We start from the raw sequence: 16,168 nt of genomic DNA on the forward strand, positions 1-16,168 counted from the left end.
AGCGCGCTGTGCGGATCCTGTGAACGACTCGCCACCGCAATCTGCTGGCGCGACCTCACCGCGCAACCGCCTGATGCACGGCAGACTGCGAGACATGAAAGCGAAGGCGCTCATCGGTGCAACTGTCGTCGGTCTTGCAGGGGTCGCCGTCCGGGACCTCACCCAGAAGAAGCACTCGCTCAAACGCAACTTCCCTGTCATCGCGAACCTCCGCTACCTCCTCGAGAAGGTTGGGCCGGAGCTGCGGCAGTACATCATCACGAGCAACGACGCCGAGCGCCCGTTCTCGCGTGACCAGCGCTCGTGGGTCTATGCCAGCAGCAAGCTCGAGAACAACTACGTCGGCTTCGGCACCGACAACGACATCGAGCACCTCGAGAACTACCCGATCATCAAGCACCGCACCTTCTCCGCGTCGGCTCCGTCGACCGCCGTCGCCCACGGGCATGACGACGCCGTCTCGCTGCCTGCCGCCAAGGTCCTGGGCGGACCTCGTGGCAGGAAGCACGCGTTCCGCCCCACCTCCGTCGTCAACGTCTCGGCCATGAGCTTCGGATCCTTGTCCGGCAATGCGATCGAGGCCCTCAACCGTGGCGTGGCCCTCGCGGGCGCGATGCACAACACCGGTGAGGGCGGACTGTCCGAGCACCACCGCAAGGGTGGCGACCTCATCCTCCAGATCGGCACGGCCTACTTCGGCTGTCGCGACGACCAGGGCCGGTTCGACCTCGCCAAGCTCACGGACCTCGTCCAGAGCGCGCCGGTCAAAGCGATCGAGATCAAACTGAGCCAGGGCGCCAAACCCGGCCTCGGCGGCGTCCTGCCGGCCGCGAAGATCACCGAGGAGATCAGCAGGATCCGCGGCATACCCTTGGGCGTGGACTGCGTCAGCCCGTCACGGCATGCCGAGTTCAACAGCGTCGACAGCATGCTCGACTGGGTCGAGATGATCGCCGACGCGACCGGGCTCCCCGTCGGTGTGAAGTCCGCCGTGGGCGAGATGGACTTCTGGACCGAGCTGGCGGAGAAGATGTCGAGCCGTACCCGCGGCGTGGACTTCATCACCGTCGACGGGGGCGAGGGTGGCACCGGCGCCGCTCCCCTGATCTTCAGCGACTCCGTCGCTCTCCCCTTCCGGGTCGGGTTCGCGCGGGTCTACTCGACCTTTGCGCGTGCGGGGCTCACGGACGACGTCGTCTTCATCGGCAGCGGCAAGCTCGGCCTGCCCGACAACGCGCTGGTGGCCTTTGCGCTCGGAGTCGACATGGTCAACGTCGCGCGGGAGTCGATGTTGTCGCTGGGCTGCATCCAGGCCCAGAAGTGCCACACCGACAAGTGCCCCACGGGTGTGGCGACGCAGGATCCGTGGCTCGCGCACGGACTCGATCCCACGCTGAAGTCCGTGCGGCTGTCCAACTACCTGCAGACGTTGCGGCGTGACCTGCTCAAGGTCTCGGAGGCCTGCGGTGTCCCCCACCCCGGCCTCATCGATGCCGACGCGATCGAGATCCTCGATGGCAACCGATCCGGTGTGCCGCTGCGCGAGGTCTACGGCTACGAGCCCGGCTGGGGCGCCCTCGGCCCGGACCTCGCTCGCGAGATCACCTCGATCATGTGGCCCGATCGCGACCGCGACACCAAGGCACCCGCCTCCTCGACCGCCACGACCTGACGTGGCCTGACGCGACCTGACTGATGACCGTCGCTGCCCAGTTCGGCGATGCACGCTGACGGTGGTTTGATCGGCCCATGCGCATCTTCTTCACCGGTGGTAGCGGCAAGGCCGGCAAGCACGTGGCAACGCACCTCGCCCAGCTCGGCCATCAGGTCACCAACGCCGACCTCGTTCCTCTCGGACACTCGTCGGTCAGCGACCTGAGGGTCGACCTCACGGACATCGGCGAGACCTACTCGGCCCTGGCCGGGCTCGCGACGTTCGACGAGCTGGAGCTGGCGAGCAAGCCCGCCTACGACGCCGTCGTGCACTTCGCCGCGGTGCCCGCGATCCTGCTCGCCCCTGACGCGAAGACCTATGCGACCAACGTGCTCAGCACCTACAACGTGCTCGAGGCCGCGACCCGGCTGGGTATCCGCAAGATCGTGTTCGCCTCGTCGGAGACGACCTACGGTGTCTGTTTCGCCCAGGGCGAGCGGCGTCCGCAGTACGTGCCCGTGGACGAGGAGCACCCCACCGTGCCCGAGGACTCCTATGCCATGTCCAAGGTGGCCAACGAGGTGACAGCGCGCTCGTTCCAGGCCCGTACTGGAGCGGACATCTACGGCCTGCGGATCAACAACGTCATCGAGCCCCACGAGTACGCCGACATGTTCCCGGACTTCCTCAACGACCCGTCACTGCGGCGCCGCAACATCTTCGCCTACATCGACACCCGCGATCTTGGCCAGATGGTGCAGCGCTGTCTCGAGGTCGACGGGCTCGGCTACGAGGTGTTCAACGTGGCCAACGCCGACATGTCCGTCGCGGCGACGACCCAAGAGGTTCAGGACCGCTTCTACGACGGAATCGAGGTGACGCGGGAGATGGGTCAAGACGAGACGTTCTACTCCATCGACAAGGCGCGCCGACTTCTTGGCTACGAGCCGCAGCACTCCTGGCGCGATGTCCTGCCCGATCCCCGGGTCAACACCTGACCTACGGGCATCCACCAAAGCGTGCAGCCTGACCCCTCTGCGGCGGAAAGACGCACCTTCTGGGAGGTTGGCCAGACTCGGGGATCGCGGCAGAAGGGTGCGTCGCTAGGTTCGACTCGTGACCAAACGTCCTGAGATCGTGTGCATCTGTGGGTCTTCGAAGTTCATGACCGAGATACGCGCGGCGAACCGTGAACTGACCTTCACCGGAGTTATCGTCGTCGCCCCCAGCGAGGCGGATGAGTCCCCCACCCCCGAGCAGAAGGCCGTGCTGGACGCTCTTCACCTGCGCAAGATCGACTTGTCCGACCGGGTTTTGATCGTCAACCCGGGTGGGTACGTCGGAGAGTCGACGCGAAGGGAAATCGCCTACGCCCAAGCGGCCGGCGAGCCGATCACCTTCACAGACCCGCTCTGACGACAGCGGGCGCGCTCATCGGCACGACCGCCCGGAACACGGTATGAGGGGATGAGCTCGTCCTGCGCTAGTTCTCGCGGTCGACAACAGTCGTAAGTACGCTCCCTCCATGACTGCTCGCCTCACAATTGCTAGACCCGCAGGTGGCTACCGAGACCGGGCCCGCGAGTATGTAATCGAGGTAGATGGCCACGAGGTGGGCCGCCTTCAGCGCAACCGCGACCTGACCGTTGACATCCCTTCCGACCGAGAAGTGGCAGTCCGAGCGGCCATCGATTGGACTGGCTCGCCGACGTGGCGAGGGCAGCTAGCGGAAGATGAACACGCGCTCATCGAAGTGGCGCCCAAGAGCGCATTCGCTGGCCTCATGAACCTGTTCGGCGGCGACACATGGATCCGTATCCGACGACTCGATTGATGGTCCTGCATTCTCGTGTCGCGGCAAATCCGGACGTTGCTACTCGGCCGCAGACCGCCGTCGGAACTCCGCAAGCCAATCGATCACCTGTTGATCGTCGTGCAAGTAGGGCTCTCCGGGACCATGACTCAGATCGATCCCATAGAGAACGCCGAGAGCCCACCAGACAACGCGATCGCCGCCGGCCGATTCATCGCTGGCCACCCATTGCGCCGCCCATCGATCGACGGCATCACGGCCCACCCGACCAGCGATGAGGTCTCTGAACTTTCGTTCGACATCGGCCCGTGATGGGGGTGGTGCGCTTCTCATGACCCAAGCATGTCCGTGCCGCGACCCGCTAGCACTCGACTCACGGAAGACCCGGACGGATCTTTCGAAGTCGCGACAGACTGTCAGTGTGGCAACCAGTCAGGCTATTCGGAACCTTCAGGCCTACATCTACAAGCGTCCCGGAGACGCGGATTTCCACCAGGTGTGCACCCGCGTGCAAGAGGTGGACTCAAGGGACAAGCTGACAGCGGCGCAGCGGGACGCTCTCCTAGTTCCGGTCTGCTCGCGCCCGGATGCCGAGTTGCTCCAGTGGCTTATTGACTACGGCTCGCGCCCTCAGAAGCAACTGAAGAAGTTGCTGACCATGACGGTGGGTTGGAATGAGCGGCGACTTGAGTGGGCCGAACGACAGATTGCCGTTCTGCAGCTCCTGCGCACGTTCGTAGCCGATGGTGAAGACCATCTGCTTTCTGAGGCCCTTTCGACGGTGTGCTGGTTCGGTAACACTGGGCCAGCCGTCTGGCTTATCGAGACAGGGGCGGACACCCACTTCTCCAGTTGGAACGCGCTTGGACAGAACCATGTCGATTGTCTGGCGAATGCCGAGATGCGTGGAGAGCGCCTCGGTGACTACTCCACATACGAATTCCTTCGCCCGTGGCACGAAAGCCGCGAGCCTTTGACCGACTGGAAGCAGCTCTACGAGGCTGGGTCCAACCTCACCTGAGCTGATAGCGGCATGTGAGGTAGTCGTTGTCGGTGAGCGGTGGCATCGTGCCCTCATGCATTAGCGAATCGAGCAAGCCGGGAACACCGTGGTTCCAGCCATCTTGGCAGTCGAGTCGCTGGGATTCGCGGTCGAGGTGAATCGCGATCGTGTCTGCGCCCGGCGTGGGCACGAGGAGTATGCGGCCGAGGATCCTGTGGCTCTGCTTGGCCTGATTCGGCTCGTAGAACTCCGCTCGTGGGATTGGGGCGCGAGCGACCTACAGATCGACGAGACGCTGCGGCGATACGGAGCCGGCTGACTTCCGCTCATCGGCTACTTGTTTCATTGACGGCATGTCCGTGAAACGAGGCGCCGCCGGAGCGGCGCCATCTGGGCGAAGTGACACGCCCGTTACGGGGGTCTGACTGACAGCGAGCCGAGACCCCCAGGGCCGGGACCAGCCAAGGATCACCCCTGGTCGATCCAGATCCTCGATGTTCCAGAGTTCAAACGCCGATCAGTCGGCGGTTCACTCCGAGACTGCGGCGTATGCCGTGTGCAGTTGTTCCGTCGTCGGGCCTTCCAGCCTGACAGGGCGGGCGATGTCCTCGAGGACGACGAACCGCAGGAGCGAACCGCGGGTCTTCTTGTCGCGCCGCATCGCCGTCTCGAGCTCGGCCCATCGACCGGCTTCGTAGGACGTCGGCAGCCCCACCGACTCCAGCACGGACCTGTGCCGGTCGACGACGTCGCGCGCGAGAACGCCTGCGGCACAGGCGAGTTCGGCAGCAAAGATCATCCCGATGGACACGGCCTCACCGTGGCGTCGGCGGTAGTGCTCGACATGCTCGATGGCGTGACCGAACGTGTGCCCGTAGTTGAGGATCTCGCGCAGCGAGGATTCCTTGAGGTCCTGGGTGACGACGTCGGCCTTGACCTGGATGGCCCGCTCGATGAGCTCGAGCGTGTGCGGACCGTCCGGTCGCGTCGCGGCCTCGGGGTCGGCGGCGACGAGGTCGAGGATGACGGGGTCGACGATGAAGCCAGCCTTGATGATCTCGGCCAGCCCGGCGACATAGTCCTCACGCGGCAGGGTTCGCAGGACGTCGACGTCGCAGAGGACGGCGCGCGGCAGGTGGAAGGAGCCAACGAGATTCTTGCCCTCGGCCGTGTTGATGCCGGTCTTGCCACCGACAGCCGCATCGACCATGGCGAGCAGTGTGGTCGGCACCTGGACCACGGGCACCCCGCGCAGCCAGGTCGCGGCGACAAACCCGGCGAGGTCGGTCACGGTCCCCCCGCCGACCCCGACGACGACGTCGGTGCGGGTGAAGCCGTGGTGTCCGAGCAGGGCCCAAAGGTCGGCGGCGACGAGAGCGGTCTTGGCGTCTTCGGCGTCAGGCACGCCCACGGCATACGCCTCAATGCCGTTGTCCCGCAGGGAGGCCGTGACCTTCTCTCCCAGGGGGCGCATGGAGTCGGGGTGCACGACCAGGGCGCGCTGCACGCCCTCACCGATGACGTCGGCGACCCGCGTGGAGCAGCCGGACTCGATGACGACGTCGTAGTCACCGACCGAGACGATGCTCATTGCGCCGCCTGCAGGTGCTCGGCGATCTCGCTGACGATGCCGGCGACCGGGCGCCCGGCCGTGTCGATGCGGTGCGTCGCGACCCGCTCGTAGGTCGGTCGGCGCTCGTTCATGAGCTTGGTCCACGAGGCGCGCGGATTGATGACGAGCAGGGGCCGACTGCCGTCGAAGCCGACGCGCTTGGCGGCATCGGCGATCGTGACATCAAGGAACACGACGACATGGTCCGCGAGGACCCTCTGGGTCTCCGCGTCCATGGGTGCTCCGCCTCCGAGGGCCACGACACCGGGCTCGACAGACACTGCGCGGGCAACCTCTGCCCGTTCGAGCGCCCGGAAGGCGGGCTCACCCTCGAGGACGAAGATGTCGGAGATCGAGCACCCCTGGTCGGCCTCGATGGCGGCGTCGGTGTCGTGGAACGGCACGTCGAGCTCGGCCGCGAGCGCCTCACCAATCGTCGTCTTGCCGGACCCGGGAGGGCCGATGAGGACAGCGACGGGACGGGCGGAGGTCACCACGAGCGCATCGTCTCGGGGATGGACGCGAGGTATGCCGCGTGGTTGCGTCGCGTCTCGTCCACCGAGTCTCCGCCGAACTTCTCGAGGCAGGCCTCGGCGAGGACGAGCGCCACCATGGCCTCGGCGACGACGCCGGCGGCGGGGACCGCGGAGACGTCGGAGCGCTGGTGGATGGCCTTGGCCTCCGCCTCACCCGTCGTGTCGATCGTGTCGAGGGCGCGGGGCACGGTGGAGATCGGCTTCATCGCGGCGCGCACCCGCAGGACGTCGCCGGTGGACATGCCACCCTCGGTCCCGCCGGCTCGGCCGGTGCGTCGCTGGATCGTGCCGGAGGCGTCGCGTTCCATCTCGTCGTGGGCGGCCGAACCTCGGCGTGCAGCGGTGCGGAAGCCGTCGCCGACCTCGACACCCTTGATCGCCTGGATGCCCATGAGGGCACCGGCGAGGCGGGCGTCGAGTCGTCGGTCCCAGTGGACGTGAGAGCCCAGGCCGGGTGGCAGTCCGTAGGCGAGGACCTCGACGACGCCGCCGAGGGTGTCGCCGTCCTTCTTGGCTGCTTCGACCTCGGCGACCATGGCGGCCGAGCCCTCGGCGTCAAGGGTGCGCACAGGGTTGGCGTCGATCTCGGCGACCTGGTCGGGGGTCGGCAATGGGGCATCCTCGGACACGCCGGCCGGGCCCATCGAGACGGTGTGTGAGACGAGACGGATGCCGTAGGCCTGCTCGAGGAAGCGCGCCGCGACCTCACCGAGGGCGACACGAGCGGCGGTCTCGCGGGCCGAGGCGCGCTCGAGCACCGGGCGGGCGTCGTCGAAGCCGTACTTCTGCATGCCCACCAGGTCGGCGTGACCGGGACGCGGACGGGTCAGCGGCTTGTTGCGCGCGACCTCCTTGTCGGCGTTGACGTCGTTGGACGCGGCGTAGGCCTCATCCGACACGGGGTCGGCCGACATGACCGTCTCCCACTTGGGCCACTCGGTGTTGCCGATGCGGATCGCGACCGGCGAACCCATCGTCAGGCCGTGACGCACGCCGCCGAGGAACTCGACCTCGTCCTGCTCGAACTTCATCCGGGCGCCGCGGCCGTAGCCGAGACGGCGGCGCGCGAGCGCGTCGGCCAGGTCCTTGCGAGTCACCTCGACTCCAGCGGGGAGGCCTTCGATCGTGGCAAGGAGGGCGGGGCCGTGAGACTCGCCTGCGGTCAACCAACGGAGCATGGCCCGATCTTCCCACGCGCTCTTGCGGAACCGCCGGTCGCGGTCAGCACGTGGGCGCGGTCGGGAGCAGGCGGCATACGCACTCTTGACAGGAAACCAATTGGTTTCCTATGGTGACGACGTGGACGTCATCTTCCGAGCACTCGCGGACCCGACTCGACGGGCCCTGCTCGATGCGCTGTTCACCCGGGACGGCCAGACGCTGGTCGCCCTCACCGCCGAGTTCGACATGACCCGGATCGGCGTGGCCAAGCACCTGGCGGTGCTCGAGGAGGCCGGACTCGTCGTCAGCCGACGACAGGGTCGGGAGAAGCTCCACTTCCTCAACCCGGTCGGGATCCGCCAGATCCACAACCGCTGGGTCAGCAAGTACACCGAGCCCTGGGCTGACGGCCTTCTCGGGCTGCGCGACGAACTGGAAGGACAGGACATGAGCACGAGCAAGGTGTTCGAGATCTACATCCGCACCACCCCTGAGCGCCTGTGGGAGGCCATCACCGACCCCGACACGCGCCGGCGCTTCCACTTCGGCAGCACGATCGCGTCGGACTGGACCCAGGGCTCGGCCTACGAGGTCACCCATGACGGCGTCGACGGCCCTCTCGTCGACGGCGAGAACCTCACCGTGGAGCCACCCCGGCTCCTCGTCCAGAGCTTCCACGCGCACTGGGACGATGCCGCCGACTCGGTCGGCACATCCCGGGTCACGTGGGAGATCGAACCCGTGGGCGACTCGTGTCGCCTCACGGTCGTCCACGACCAGCTCCCCGAAGGCGTCACCGAGGCGATCTACGGCGGCTGGCCCATGGTGCTCTCGGGCCTCAAGACCTGGCTCGAGACCGGCACCGAACTCACCACCCCCGGCTCGCAGATGTACGGCTGAGCCGCAGACACATCTGAGGAGCACGACATGACCACGCTCGACAAGACGTTCACCGGCACCCTCGTCACGAGCGGCGCCGACGGAGGTTGGACCTACCTCGACGGCGCTCCGTCCGCGTCGGTGAAGGCGTGATGTTCACCGACGTCAGGGCCGTTGCTGTCGGCGTCGCGGACACGGACGCGGCGATCACCTTCTTCACCGAGTGCCTCGGCTTCGAGGTGCGGATGGACGTCCCGATGAGCGCGACGATGCGCTGGGTCGAGGTCGCTCCACACGGTGCCGCCACGTCGGTCGCGCTGCTGGCGAGCAACGGTCCGCCCGTGGGCATCGACACCGGCATCCGCTTCGTGGTCGACGACGCTGCCGCTTCGCACGCCCGGCTGAGTGCGGCCGGCGTGCACGTGGACGAGCTCATCGTGTCGGACTACGCGCCCCCGATGTTCGACTTCACCGATCCCGACGGCAACGTCTACTACGCGAGCCAGCACGAGGGTTGACCATGCTCGCCCTTGCACCGTCGGCGACACGGTTTCGCCTAGTCTCGGCGCATGACGACGATACCTCCCACTGACGCGGCCACGACGTTCGCGACCTCCTCTCGAATGCTGACCGGCGCCATCATGGGCGCACTGGTCTTCTTCGGCATCGCGCTCTTCTTCGTCCTGGGCACGGACGCGACCCCACCGACATGGGTTCCGCTCGCCCAGCTCGCAGCCGGCGTCGTCGTGCACTTCCTCGTGGAGACGATCGGCTATCGGGTCGAACCCCTCGATCCGGCTATGAGTGACAGTGATGCCGCTGTCTCGGCCCGCACCCGCTGGCAGACGTCGATGATGGTTCGGATGGTCCTCATCGAGGCCATCGCCATTCTTTCGCTCGTTGCTGCCTTCGTGATCGACGGAGGCGTGTGGACCTACGTCGGGGGTGCTGTCGTGTCACTGGTGCTCCTGGCGGTCCACGTCTGGCCGTCGTCGCGCTCGGTGACCAAGAGCGCTGACGCTCTCGAAGCCCGGGGACAGGCGTCCTTCCTGCGTGAGTCCTTCGGCCTGCCCGCTGCCGGACCCATCCAGCAGCTCTAGCCTCGCGCGGCGCGCCGCACCATCCACACGTCGATGGGGTCCTCGCGTTCGAGTACGAAGCCGTGCCGCTCGTAGAGGCGCCGCGCCGGGCTCCCCTGCAGGACGTTGAGTCGGAAGGGACGTCCTTCGCTCTCCTGCTCCAGCGCCCACCGAAGCACTTGCTCACCGAGCCCACGGCCCTGGTGGTCCGGCCGCAGGTAGAAGTGCTCGATCCACGTCTCGTCCGCCTCCGGGCGAACGGCGATGAGGCCCACCTCGGCATTGGCCACCGCGATGACGTGCGCCACCTGTGGCCGGAACCCGGTGAGGAAGCGCTGGCGCACCCGGACCGGGTCGTAGCGTCCGAGTCGTTCGAGATCGGGCCGCATCACCTCGGCCCGCAGCTCGGCAACCCAGGAGGCGTCGCTGGCTGCGGCCTGCCGGAGCGCGAAGTCGCTCACTGGCCGACGAGCCCCGCGAGTACTTGCTCGGTCCCCGCCAGAGCCACGAAGACGCCGCCGCACATGAACGGCCCGAAGGCCATGGCCGACTTCCGACCGGCGCGCCCCGTGACCAGCAGCACCCCTGCGCCGAAGCCACCGAGAACGAACGCGGCGAGAGTTCCCACGACGACGTGCCCCACGGAGAACCACCCCAGGAGCAGACCGATGGTCGGCGCGAGCTGCACGTCCCCGCCGCCAAAACCTCCACCGGGCAGGAACGCGAACGCGACATAGATCGCGGTGAGCACGGCGCAGCAGATCCCCGCACTGACAAGGCGGTCCCACTCCCCCGTCGCGATCGTCGGTGGGATGAGCAGGAGGGCGAAGGCGGGCAACGCCGGGCGGGTCAGTCCGACTGGGAGCCGGTGGACGTCGATGTCGATCCAGACGAGACACACGCTCAACCAGGCGAAGAGCAGGTATGCCGGCAGCGCGGCATACGCCGCCGTGTCACCGACCGTCTGGGTCAGGAGGAGAACGAGGACCCCGAGCAGGGGCGCGACCCACCAGGAGGGTGGCGTGGCGTGGCTCGCCTCGTCCTCGGGGATCCGGTAGCCACCGGTGGCGAGCTCGCGAGCGGTGAGCTGCCCGACCACGAGAGCCGCCACGACGAGGACGATCGTTGCGACGACGCCGAGTGGGTGGGCGTCCATCAGGGGGCCATCGCGGCGTGCGCCGCGGCGAACATGACGTCGACCGGGCCGGGTCGTCCGGTGAACAGCTCGATCTGGGCTGCGGCCTGGTAGACGAGCATGTCGAGGCCGGAGATGACGTCCGCACCGGCGGCACGGGCCGATCGCGCGAGCGGTGTCGGCCAGTCGGCATAGACGACGTCGAGGAGCGTCACCCCCGCGAACGTCGAGCCGGACTCGTCCACTGCGTTGCCCGTGGCGGCGCTGGCTGCGGGTGCCAGCGTCGAGATGACGAGGCGACGCCGCTCATCGGCCCACCTCTCCAGCGGGACGTGGGCGGCTTCGACACCGTGACGGGACAGGAGAGCGACGACCTCAGCCGCAGCCTCGGCGTTGCGGGCCGCGACGGCGACGTCGCGCACCCCGAGCTCGGCCAGGGCCAAGGCGGCCGAGCGACTCGTCGCGCCCGATCCAAGGAGGGTGGCGCGACCGTCGTGCTCGACGTTCTCGACCGCGCGCACCAGGCCCACGACGTCGGTGTTGTGACCGTCCCACTGGCCGTCGTCGCGTCGCACGAGCGTGTTGATGGCGCCGGCGTCGCGAGCGATCCTCGTCACCGTGGTCGCGACGTCGAAGGCCGCTTCCTTGAGTGGCATGGTCAGGCTGAGGCCGCGCCAGGACACGTCGAGCCCGGCCACAACCTGTGCCAGCTCGGCTGCCGCAACCTCACGCCGGTCGTAGGTCCAGTCGCTCAGGCCCAGTGCGGCATACGCCGCGGTGTGGAGAGCGGGCGAGAGCGAGTGCGAGACGGGCGACCCGAGGACGCCCGCTCTCACTGCCCGCAGTCCTTCGGATTGGCCTTGCAGTAGGCATTGAGCTCACGGACGTTGGCGTTGTGCTCCGCCAAGGTGGTTCCGTACTTCGTCTCGCCCGTGATGGGGTTGACCGCGACGAAGAAGAACCACGGTCCGTCAGCCGGCTTGGCCGCCGCGTCGATCGAGGCCCGACCCGGGTTGCTGATCGGGCCCGGCGGCAGGCCGGGGTGGATGCGCGTGTTGTAGGGGTTCGACGCGTCCTTGAGCTCTGCCTGGCTCGGGAAGAGAGAGCGACGCTTCGCGCCGTACGACACGGCCGCATCGGACTGGAGGAGCCCATAGCTGGGCAGGCCCTCGGTCTCGATGCGGTTGAGGAAGACCCGGGCGATCTTGGGACGGTCCTCGTCGAGTTTGGCCTCGGCCTCCACCAGGGAGGCCAGGGTCAGGACCTTCTCGCGGTCGGCGTCGACCACACCTGCCGCGTCGAGGGTCTTGATGGTCAGCGCCACCATCGCCTTGAGCTGATCGACTGCGGGAGTGCTCTTGCCGAACTCGTAGGTCGACGGGAAGAGGTAGCCCTCGACGTTGCCCTTGGCCGAGGCCGGCAGACCGATCGCCTCGGGGTTCTTGGCGGCCTGGGTGTACTCCGCCACCGGCACCCCCGTGGCCTTGCTGAGCAGCGCGTAGACCTCCGTGGCCCACAGACCCTCGCGGATCGTGACCCCGCCGCCCTTGCGGCCGGCCGGGTTGGTGAGCAGCGTGAAGGCATCGATCGCCTTCATCCCCTTCTTGAGGGTGTAGGTCCCCGCCTGGATCTTGGCGCTCTGCTCCGGGTCCGCTGCCGAGGCGTCAAGGTAGGCCGTGCGGGTCTTGACCACGCCCGCCGCCTTGAGCGTGGAGGCGATCGTCTCGCCGCTGTCACCAGCCTTGATGCTCACGTCGACGTCTCCGGTGCCCGGACCCGGGAAGTCCTCGGCTTCCGAGGAGCCTCCTCCGACGATCGACGACACGAGCGGCTTGAGCAGGGTGAAGGCGGTCACCGAGGCGACACCCACGAGAACCACGGCGACGATCAGGGCAATCGTGCGACGACCACGGCTGCGCTTGCGGCGCTGGTGGCGACGACGGCGCGGCTCATCGGGCGCAGGCTCCCCGAAGATCGTCGTGTCAAGGTGGTTCTGGGTCACCGTGGTCCGTCCTTCGTCTTCGGCCTGCGCCGTTTGTGCCTCACTGGCTCACCCGGTGGGCGGCCCGAACTGCGTTCCTCATCCAGCGCGGCTTGAAGGATGAGGACCGCCGCCGCCTGGTCGACGACTGCACGCTGCCGACGTCCGGCGACACCACTGTCGCGCAAGGCTCTGTGGGCACTCACACTCGTGAGGCGTTCGTCGACCAGACGGACGCCCACGGGTGCAACCCGGCGAGCCAACTCCGCAGCATACTTGCGGGCGGCTTCTGCGCTTGGACCTTCGTCACCTGAAAGTGAGCGAGGTAGTCCGACGATGACCTCGAGGGCCGCTCGTTCCGCGCTCAGTGCGACGATTTCGGCGATGTCGTCGCCGGGGGTCTCGGCGTCCGGCCAGATGCGGGTGAGCGTGGCGTGCGGCGTCGCCAACATGCCCGAGGGGTCGCTGACGGCCACGCCGACACGCACTGTGCCGACGTCCACCCCCAGACGAACCCCGGGGCGGACGCTCAACCGACCAGCTCCCCGACGCGCCACTCGACGGCGTTGATGGCCTCGCCGGACTTCGCGATGTCCTGGCCACCGCCCTGGGCGATGTCGTCCTTGCCGCCGCCACCGCCACCGAGGGTCTGGGCGGCGATGCGCACGAGCTCACCGGCCTTGATGCCCTTGTCACGAGCGGCCTGGTTGGTCGCGATGACGACGACCGGTCGGCCCTTGGCGCCACCGGTCACGGCGACGACCGACGGTGCGGCGTCGCCGAGCTTCTGTCGGGCATCGAGGACCATGGCGCGAACGTCGTCCGCACCAGCCTCGCCGCCGGCGTCGTGTCCGACGAAGCGCACCCCGCCGACGTCCTTGGCGTTGTCGCTGAGGGATCCGGCTGCGGCGAGCACGGCCTGCTTGCGGGTGCGCTCGAGCTCACGCTCGGCGTCCTTGAGCCGCGCCACCATGGCACCGACACGCTCGGTGAGTTCACCGGGCTGGGCGCCGACGATTCCGGACAGCTCGGCGACGATCGCCCTCTCACGAGCGAGGTAGCGCAAGGCATCCATGCCGACGAAGGCCTCGAGGCGGCGGACGCCGGAGCCGACGGAGGACTCCCCCGTCACCGTGAGGGCACCGACCTGGGAGGAGTGACCGACGTGGGTGCCACCGCAGAGCTCGCGCGACCAGGGGCCACCGATCTCGACGACGCGCACGTCCTCGCCATAGGTCTCACCGAAGAGCGCGAGCGCCCCGGCCTCGCGGGCCTGGGCGAGCGACATCCACTGGGCCGAGACGGGCAGGTCCTTGCGCACGGCGAGGTTGGCGACCTCTTCGATCTCACTGCGGGTCTCGGGCGAGAGCGCCTGTCCCCACGCGAAGTCGAGTCGGAGGTAGCCCGGCTTGTTGTAGGACCCGGACTGCAGGGCCGACGGGCCGAGCACCTGACGCAGCGCGGCGTGGATCACGTGGGTGCCGGAGTGCGCCTGGCAGGCGGAGATGCGCCACTCGGGATCGACCTCCGCGAGAACGGCCGAACCAGCGCGCAGCGGTCCGTGGACGACCTCGACGGTGTGGGCGATGAGGCCCTTGACCGGGCGCTGCACGTCCATGACCTTGAGGTGGACACCGTCGGCCGTGATGATGCCCTCGTCGGCGATCTGCCCACCGGACTCGGCATAGAACGGGGTGCGGTCGAGGACGACCTGACCCTGCTGGCCCGGCTCGATCTCCTCGACCCGGACGCCATCGACGACCAGACCGACGACCTTGGCCTCGCTCGTCAGCTCCTGCCACGCGCGGAAGTCGGTCTCACCGGAGGTGCGCAGCTCCTTCCACACCTCGGTGTTGGCGTGGCCGGACTTCTTGGACTTGGCGTCGGCCTTGGCGCGGTTGCGCTGCTCGAGCATGAGGCGGGTGAAGCCCTCACGGTCGACGGTCAGACCGTGCTCCTCCGCCATCTCGAGGGTGAGGTCGATCGGGAAGCCATAGGTGTCGTGCAGCTGGAAGGCCTGGTCGCCCGCCAGCGTCGTGCCACCGGACTCCTTGGTCCTCGACACGGCAGTGTCCAGGATCGTCGTGCCGGAGGCGAGCGTGCGTCGGAAAGCCTCCTCCTCGGCATACGCGATCTTGCTGATTCGCTCGAAGCCGGTCTCCAGCTCGGGGTAGGACTGCTTCATCCGCTCCATCGAGATCGGGAGGAGGTGCGGCAGGGCCGGGTCCTCGAAGCCGAGGAGGCGCATCGAGCGCACGGCGCGTCGCAGCATCCGGCGCAGGACGTAGCCACGTCCCTCGTTGCCGGGCGTGACGCCGTCACCGATGAGCATGAGCGAGGACCGGATGTGGTCGGCCACGACCCGCAGGCGGACGTCGTCGGGGTGCGAACCCTGGGCGGAGTGTCCCGAGTTGGCGCCGTAGGACTTGCCGGTCATCTCCGCGGCCTTGGCGAGGACGGGGTAGACCTCGTCGATCTCGTAGAGGTTGTCGACGCCCTGCAGGACCGAGGCGATGCGCTCAAGGCCCATGCCCGTGTCGATGTTCTGTGCCGGGAGCGGGCCCTCGATGTCGAAGTCGTCCTTGGCGCGGACCTGCGAGAGCTCCTCCTGCATGAAGACGAGGTTCCAGATCTCCATGTAGCGGTCCTCGTCGACCGCCGGACCGCCCTCGACGCCGTACTCCTCGCCGCGGTCGTAGAAGATCTCGCTGCACGGGCCGCCGGGGCCGGGAACGCCCATGTGCCAGTAGTTGTCGAGCTTGCCGCGGCGCACGATGCGGTCGAGCGGGATCGAGGTGTACTCGGCCCACAGGCGCTCGGCCTCGTCGTCGTCCTCGTAGACGGTCGCCCACAGGCGGTCGGGGTCAAGGCCGTAGCCGCCCTCGTCCTGCGAGGTCGTGAGGAGCTGCCACGCGAAGCGGATGGCGTCCTTCTTGAAGTAGTCCCCGAAGGAGAAGTTGCCGTTCATCTGGAAGAACGTGCCGTGACGTGAGGTCTTGCCGACCTCCTCGATGTCGCCGGTGCGGACACACTTCTGCACGCTCGTGGCCCGCTCCCACGGCGGCGTCTCCTGGCCCGAGAAGTAGGGCTTGAACGGCACCATGCCTGCGTTGACGAACAGCAGGTTGGGGTCGTCGTGGATGAGGGGCGCGGAGGGCACCACCGTGTGGCCGTTCTTCTCGAAGAAGGCAAGCCAGCGGCGCCGGATCTCAGCGGTTTCCATGTGGGCAGTCCTGAGGTTGAAAAGGCAGTGGGTCGAGTGCGTCGGCCCGGGTGGGGGCACCGATGAATCCTACGGGTCGCACCTCCGCGAGC

Annotated in this window: 18 protein-coding genes; 9 read left to right on the forward strand and 9 right to left on the reverse strand. The window is 67.7% G+C overall.

Annotated features, from left to right (window positions below):
- Window positions 1-94 precede the first annotated feature (94 nt).
- The 6 genes from JNB_RS04010 to JNB_RS04030 all read left to right on the forward strand — a co-directional run bounded on the left by JNB_RS04010 (window position 95) and on the right by JNB_RS04030 (window position 4,488).
- Window positions 95-1,672 (forward strand): FMN-binding glutamate synthase family protein, encoded by a 1,578-nt coding sequence (locus tag JNB_RS04010; protein ID WP_009775130.1) that lies wholly within the window; start codon window positions 95-97, stop codon window positions 1,670-1,672.
- Between the two features lie 77 nt (window positions 1,673-1,749).
- Window positions 1,750-2,652 carry an NAD(P)-dependent oxidoreductase gene (locus JNB_RS04015; protein WP_009775131.1) on the forward strand — a complete coding sequence of 301 codons (903 nt, stop codon included), beginning with the start codon at window positions 1,750-1,752 and terminating at the stop codon, window positions 2,650-2,652.
- 166 nt (window positions 2,653-2,818) lie between these two features.
- Window positions 2,819-3,070 (forward strand): hypothetical protein, encoded by a 252-nt coding sequence (locus tag JNB_RS04020; RefSeq protein WP_009775132.1) that lies wholly within the window; start codon window positions 2,819-2,821, stop codon window positions 3,068-3,070.
- A 109-nt stretch (window positions 3,071-3,179) separates the two neighbouring features.
- A complete protein-coding gene (locus JNB_RS21240) occupies window positions 3,180-3,488 on the forward strand; it encodes a hypothetical protein (protein ID WP_148232307.1) in 309 nt (102 codons plus the stop codon).
- 123 nt (window positions 3,489-3,611) lie between these two features.
- The gene (locus tag JNB_RS21420) at window positions 3,612-3,779 is read left to right on the forward strand and encodes a hypothetical protein (RefSeq protein ID WP_158306118.1); all 168 of its coding nucleotides are present in this window, start codon (window positions 3,612-3,614) and stop codon (window positions 3,777-3,779) included.
- 109 nt (window positions 3,780-3,888) lie between these two features.
- Window positions 3,889-4,488, forward strand: coding sequence for a hypothetical protein (locus JNB_RS04030; protein ID WP_009775135.1), 600 nt, complete (start codon window positions 3,889-3,891; stop codon window positions 4,486-4,488).
- 511 nt (window positions 4,489-4,999) lie between these two features.
- Here the strand turns inward: JNB_RS04030 and aroB are convergent.
- Genes aroB through aroC form a run of 3 tightly spaced genes read right to left on the reverse strand, consistent with a single transcriptional unit; the run spans window position 5,000 to window position 7,796 of the window.
- Entirely contained in the window at window positions 5,000-6,061 is a 1,062-nt protein-coding gene (gene aroB, locus JNB_RS04040) for a 3-dehydroquinate synthase (protein ID WP_009775137.1), read from the reverse strand.
- Window positions 6,058-6,579, reverse strand: a complete 522-nt coding sequence (locus tag JNB_RS04045) for a shikimate kinase (protein ID WP_009775138.1) — start codon at window positions 6,577-6,579, stop codon at window positions 6,058-6,060. Before JNB_RS04045 ends, aroB begins: the two co-directional genes overlap by 4 nt.
- Window positions 6,573-7,796 (reverse strand): chorismate synthase, encoded by a 1,224-nt coding sequence (aroC, locus tag JNB_RS04050; protein WP_009775139.1) that lies wholly within the window; start codon window positions 7,794-7,796, stop codon window positions 6,573-6,575. Before aroC ends, JNB_RS04045 begins: the two co-directional genes overlap by 7 nt.
- Window positions 7,797-7,917: 121 nt before the next feature.
- Here aroC and JNB_RS04055 point away from each other — a divergent pair, with 121 nt between their 5' ends.
- The 3 genes from JNB_RS04055 (at window position 7,918) to JNB_RS04065 (ending at window position 9,758) form a co-directional block, all read left to right on the forward strand.
- Window positions 7,918-8,679, forward strand: a complete 762-nt coding sequence (locus tag JNB_RS04055) for a metalloregulator ArsR/SmtB family transcription factor (protein ID WP_009775140.1) — start codon at window positions 7,918-7,920, stop codon at window positions 8,677-8,679.
- A gap of 131 nt (window positions 8,680-8,810) precedes the next feature.
- On the forward strand, window positions 8,811-9,176 hold the full coding sequence (locus tag JNB_RS04060) for a VOC family protein (RefSeq protein WP_009775142.1): 366 nt from the start codon (window positions 8,811-8,813) through the stop codon (window positions 9,174-9,176).
- Between the two features lie 51 nt (window positions 9,177-9,227).
- The gene (locus tag JNB_RS04065; protein ID WP_009775143.1) at window positions 9,228-9,758 is read left to right on the forward strand and encodes a hypothetical protein; all 531 of its coding nucleotides are present in this window, start codon (window positions 9,228-9,230) and stop codon (window positions 9,756-9,758) included.
- On the opposite strand, the gene JNB_RS04070 is transcribed toward JNB_RS04065, so the two are convergent.
- Genes JNB_RS04070 through alaS form a run of 6 tightly spaced genes read right to left on the reverse strand, consistent with a single transcriptional unit; the run spans window position 9,755 to window position 16,076 of the window.
- On the reverse strand, window positions 9,755-10,198 hold the full coding sequence (locus JNB_RS04070; protein WP_009775144.1) for a GNAT family N-acetyltransferase: 444 nt from the start codon (window positions 10,196-10,198) through the stop codon (window positions 9,755-9,757). The two genes, JNB_RS04065 and JNB_RS04070, sit on opposite strands and share 4 nt — an antisense overlap.
- Complete coding sequence (locus JNB_RS04075) at window positions 10,195-10,893, reverse strand: A24 family peptidase (RefSeq protein WP_009775145.1); 699 nt, start codon at window positions 10,891-10,893, stop codon at window positions 10,195-10,197. The genes JNB_RS04070 and JNB_RS04075 overlap by 4 nt, the downstream gene beginning before the upstream one ends.
- The gene (locus tag JNB_RS04080; RefSeq protein WP_009775146.1) at window positions 10,893-11,708 is read right to left on the reverse strand and encodes a shikimate dehydrogenase; all 816 of its coding nucleotides are present in this window, start codon (window positions 11,706-11,708) and stop codon (window positions 10,893-10,895) included. The genes JNB_RS04075 and JNB_RS04080 overlap by 1 nt, the downstream gene beginning before the upstream one ends.
- A complete protein-coding gene (gene mltG, locus JNB_RS04085) occupies window positions 11,705-12,874 on the reverse strand; it encodes an endolytic transglycosylase MltG (protein ID WP_009775147.1) in 1,170 nt (389 codons plus the stop codon). Before mltG ends, JNB_RS04080 begins: the two co-directional genes overlap by 4 nt.
- A complete protein-coding gene (ruvX, locus tag JNB_RS04090) occupies window positions 12,871-13,386 on the reverse strand; it encodes a Holliday junction resolvase RuvX (protein WP_040883586.1) in 516 nt (171 codons plus the stop codon). The genes mltG and ruvX overlap by 4 nt, the downstream gene beginning before the upstream one ends.
- Window positions 13,383-16,076, reverse strand: a complete 2,694-nt coding sequence (alaS, locus tag JNB_RS04095) for an alanine--tRNA ligase (RefSeq protein ID WP_009775149.1) — start codon at window positions 16,074-16,076, stop codon at window positions 13,383-13,385. The genes ruvX and alaS overlap by 4 nt, the downstream gene beginning before the upstream one ends.
- Window positions 16,077-16,168: the final 92 nt, after the last annotated feature.

This window comes from Janibacter sp. HTCC2649, from assembly GCF_000152705.1.
In the GTDB taxonomy this organism is placed as follows: domain Bacteria; phylum Actinomycetota; class Actinomycetes; order Actinomycetales; family Dermatophilaceae; genus Knoellia.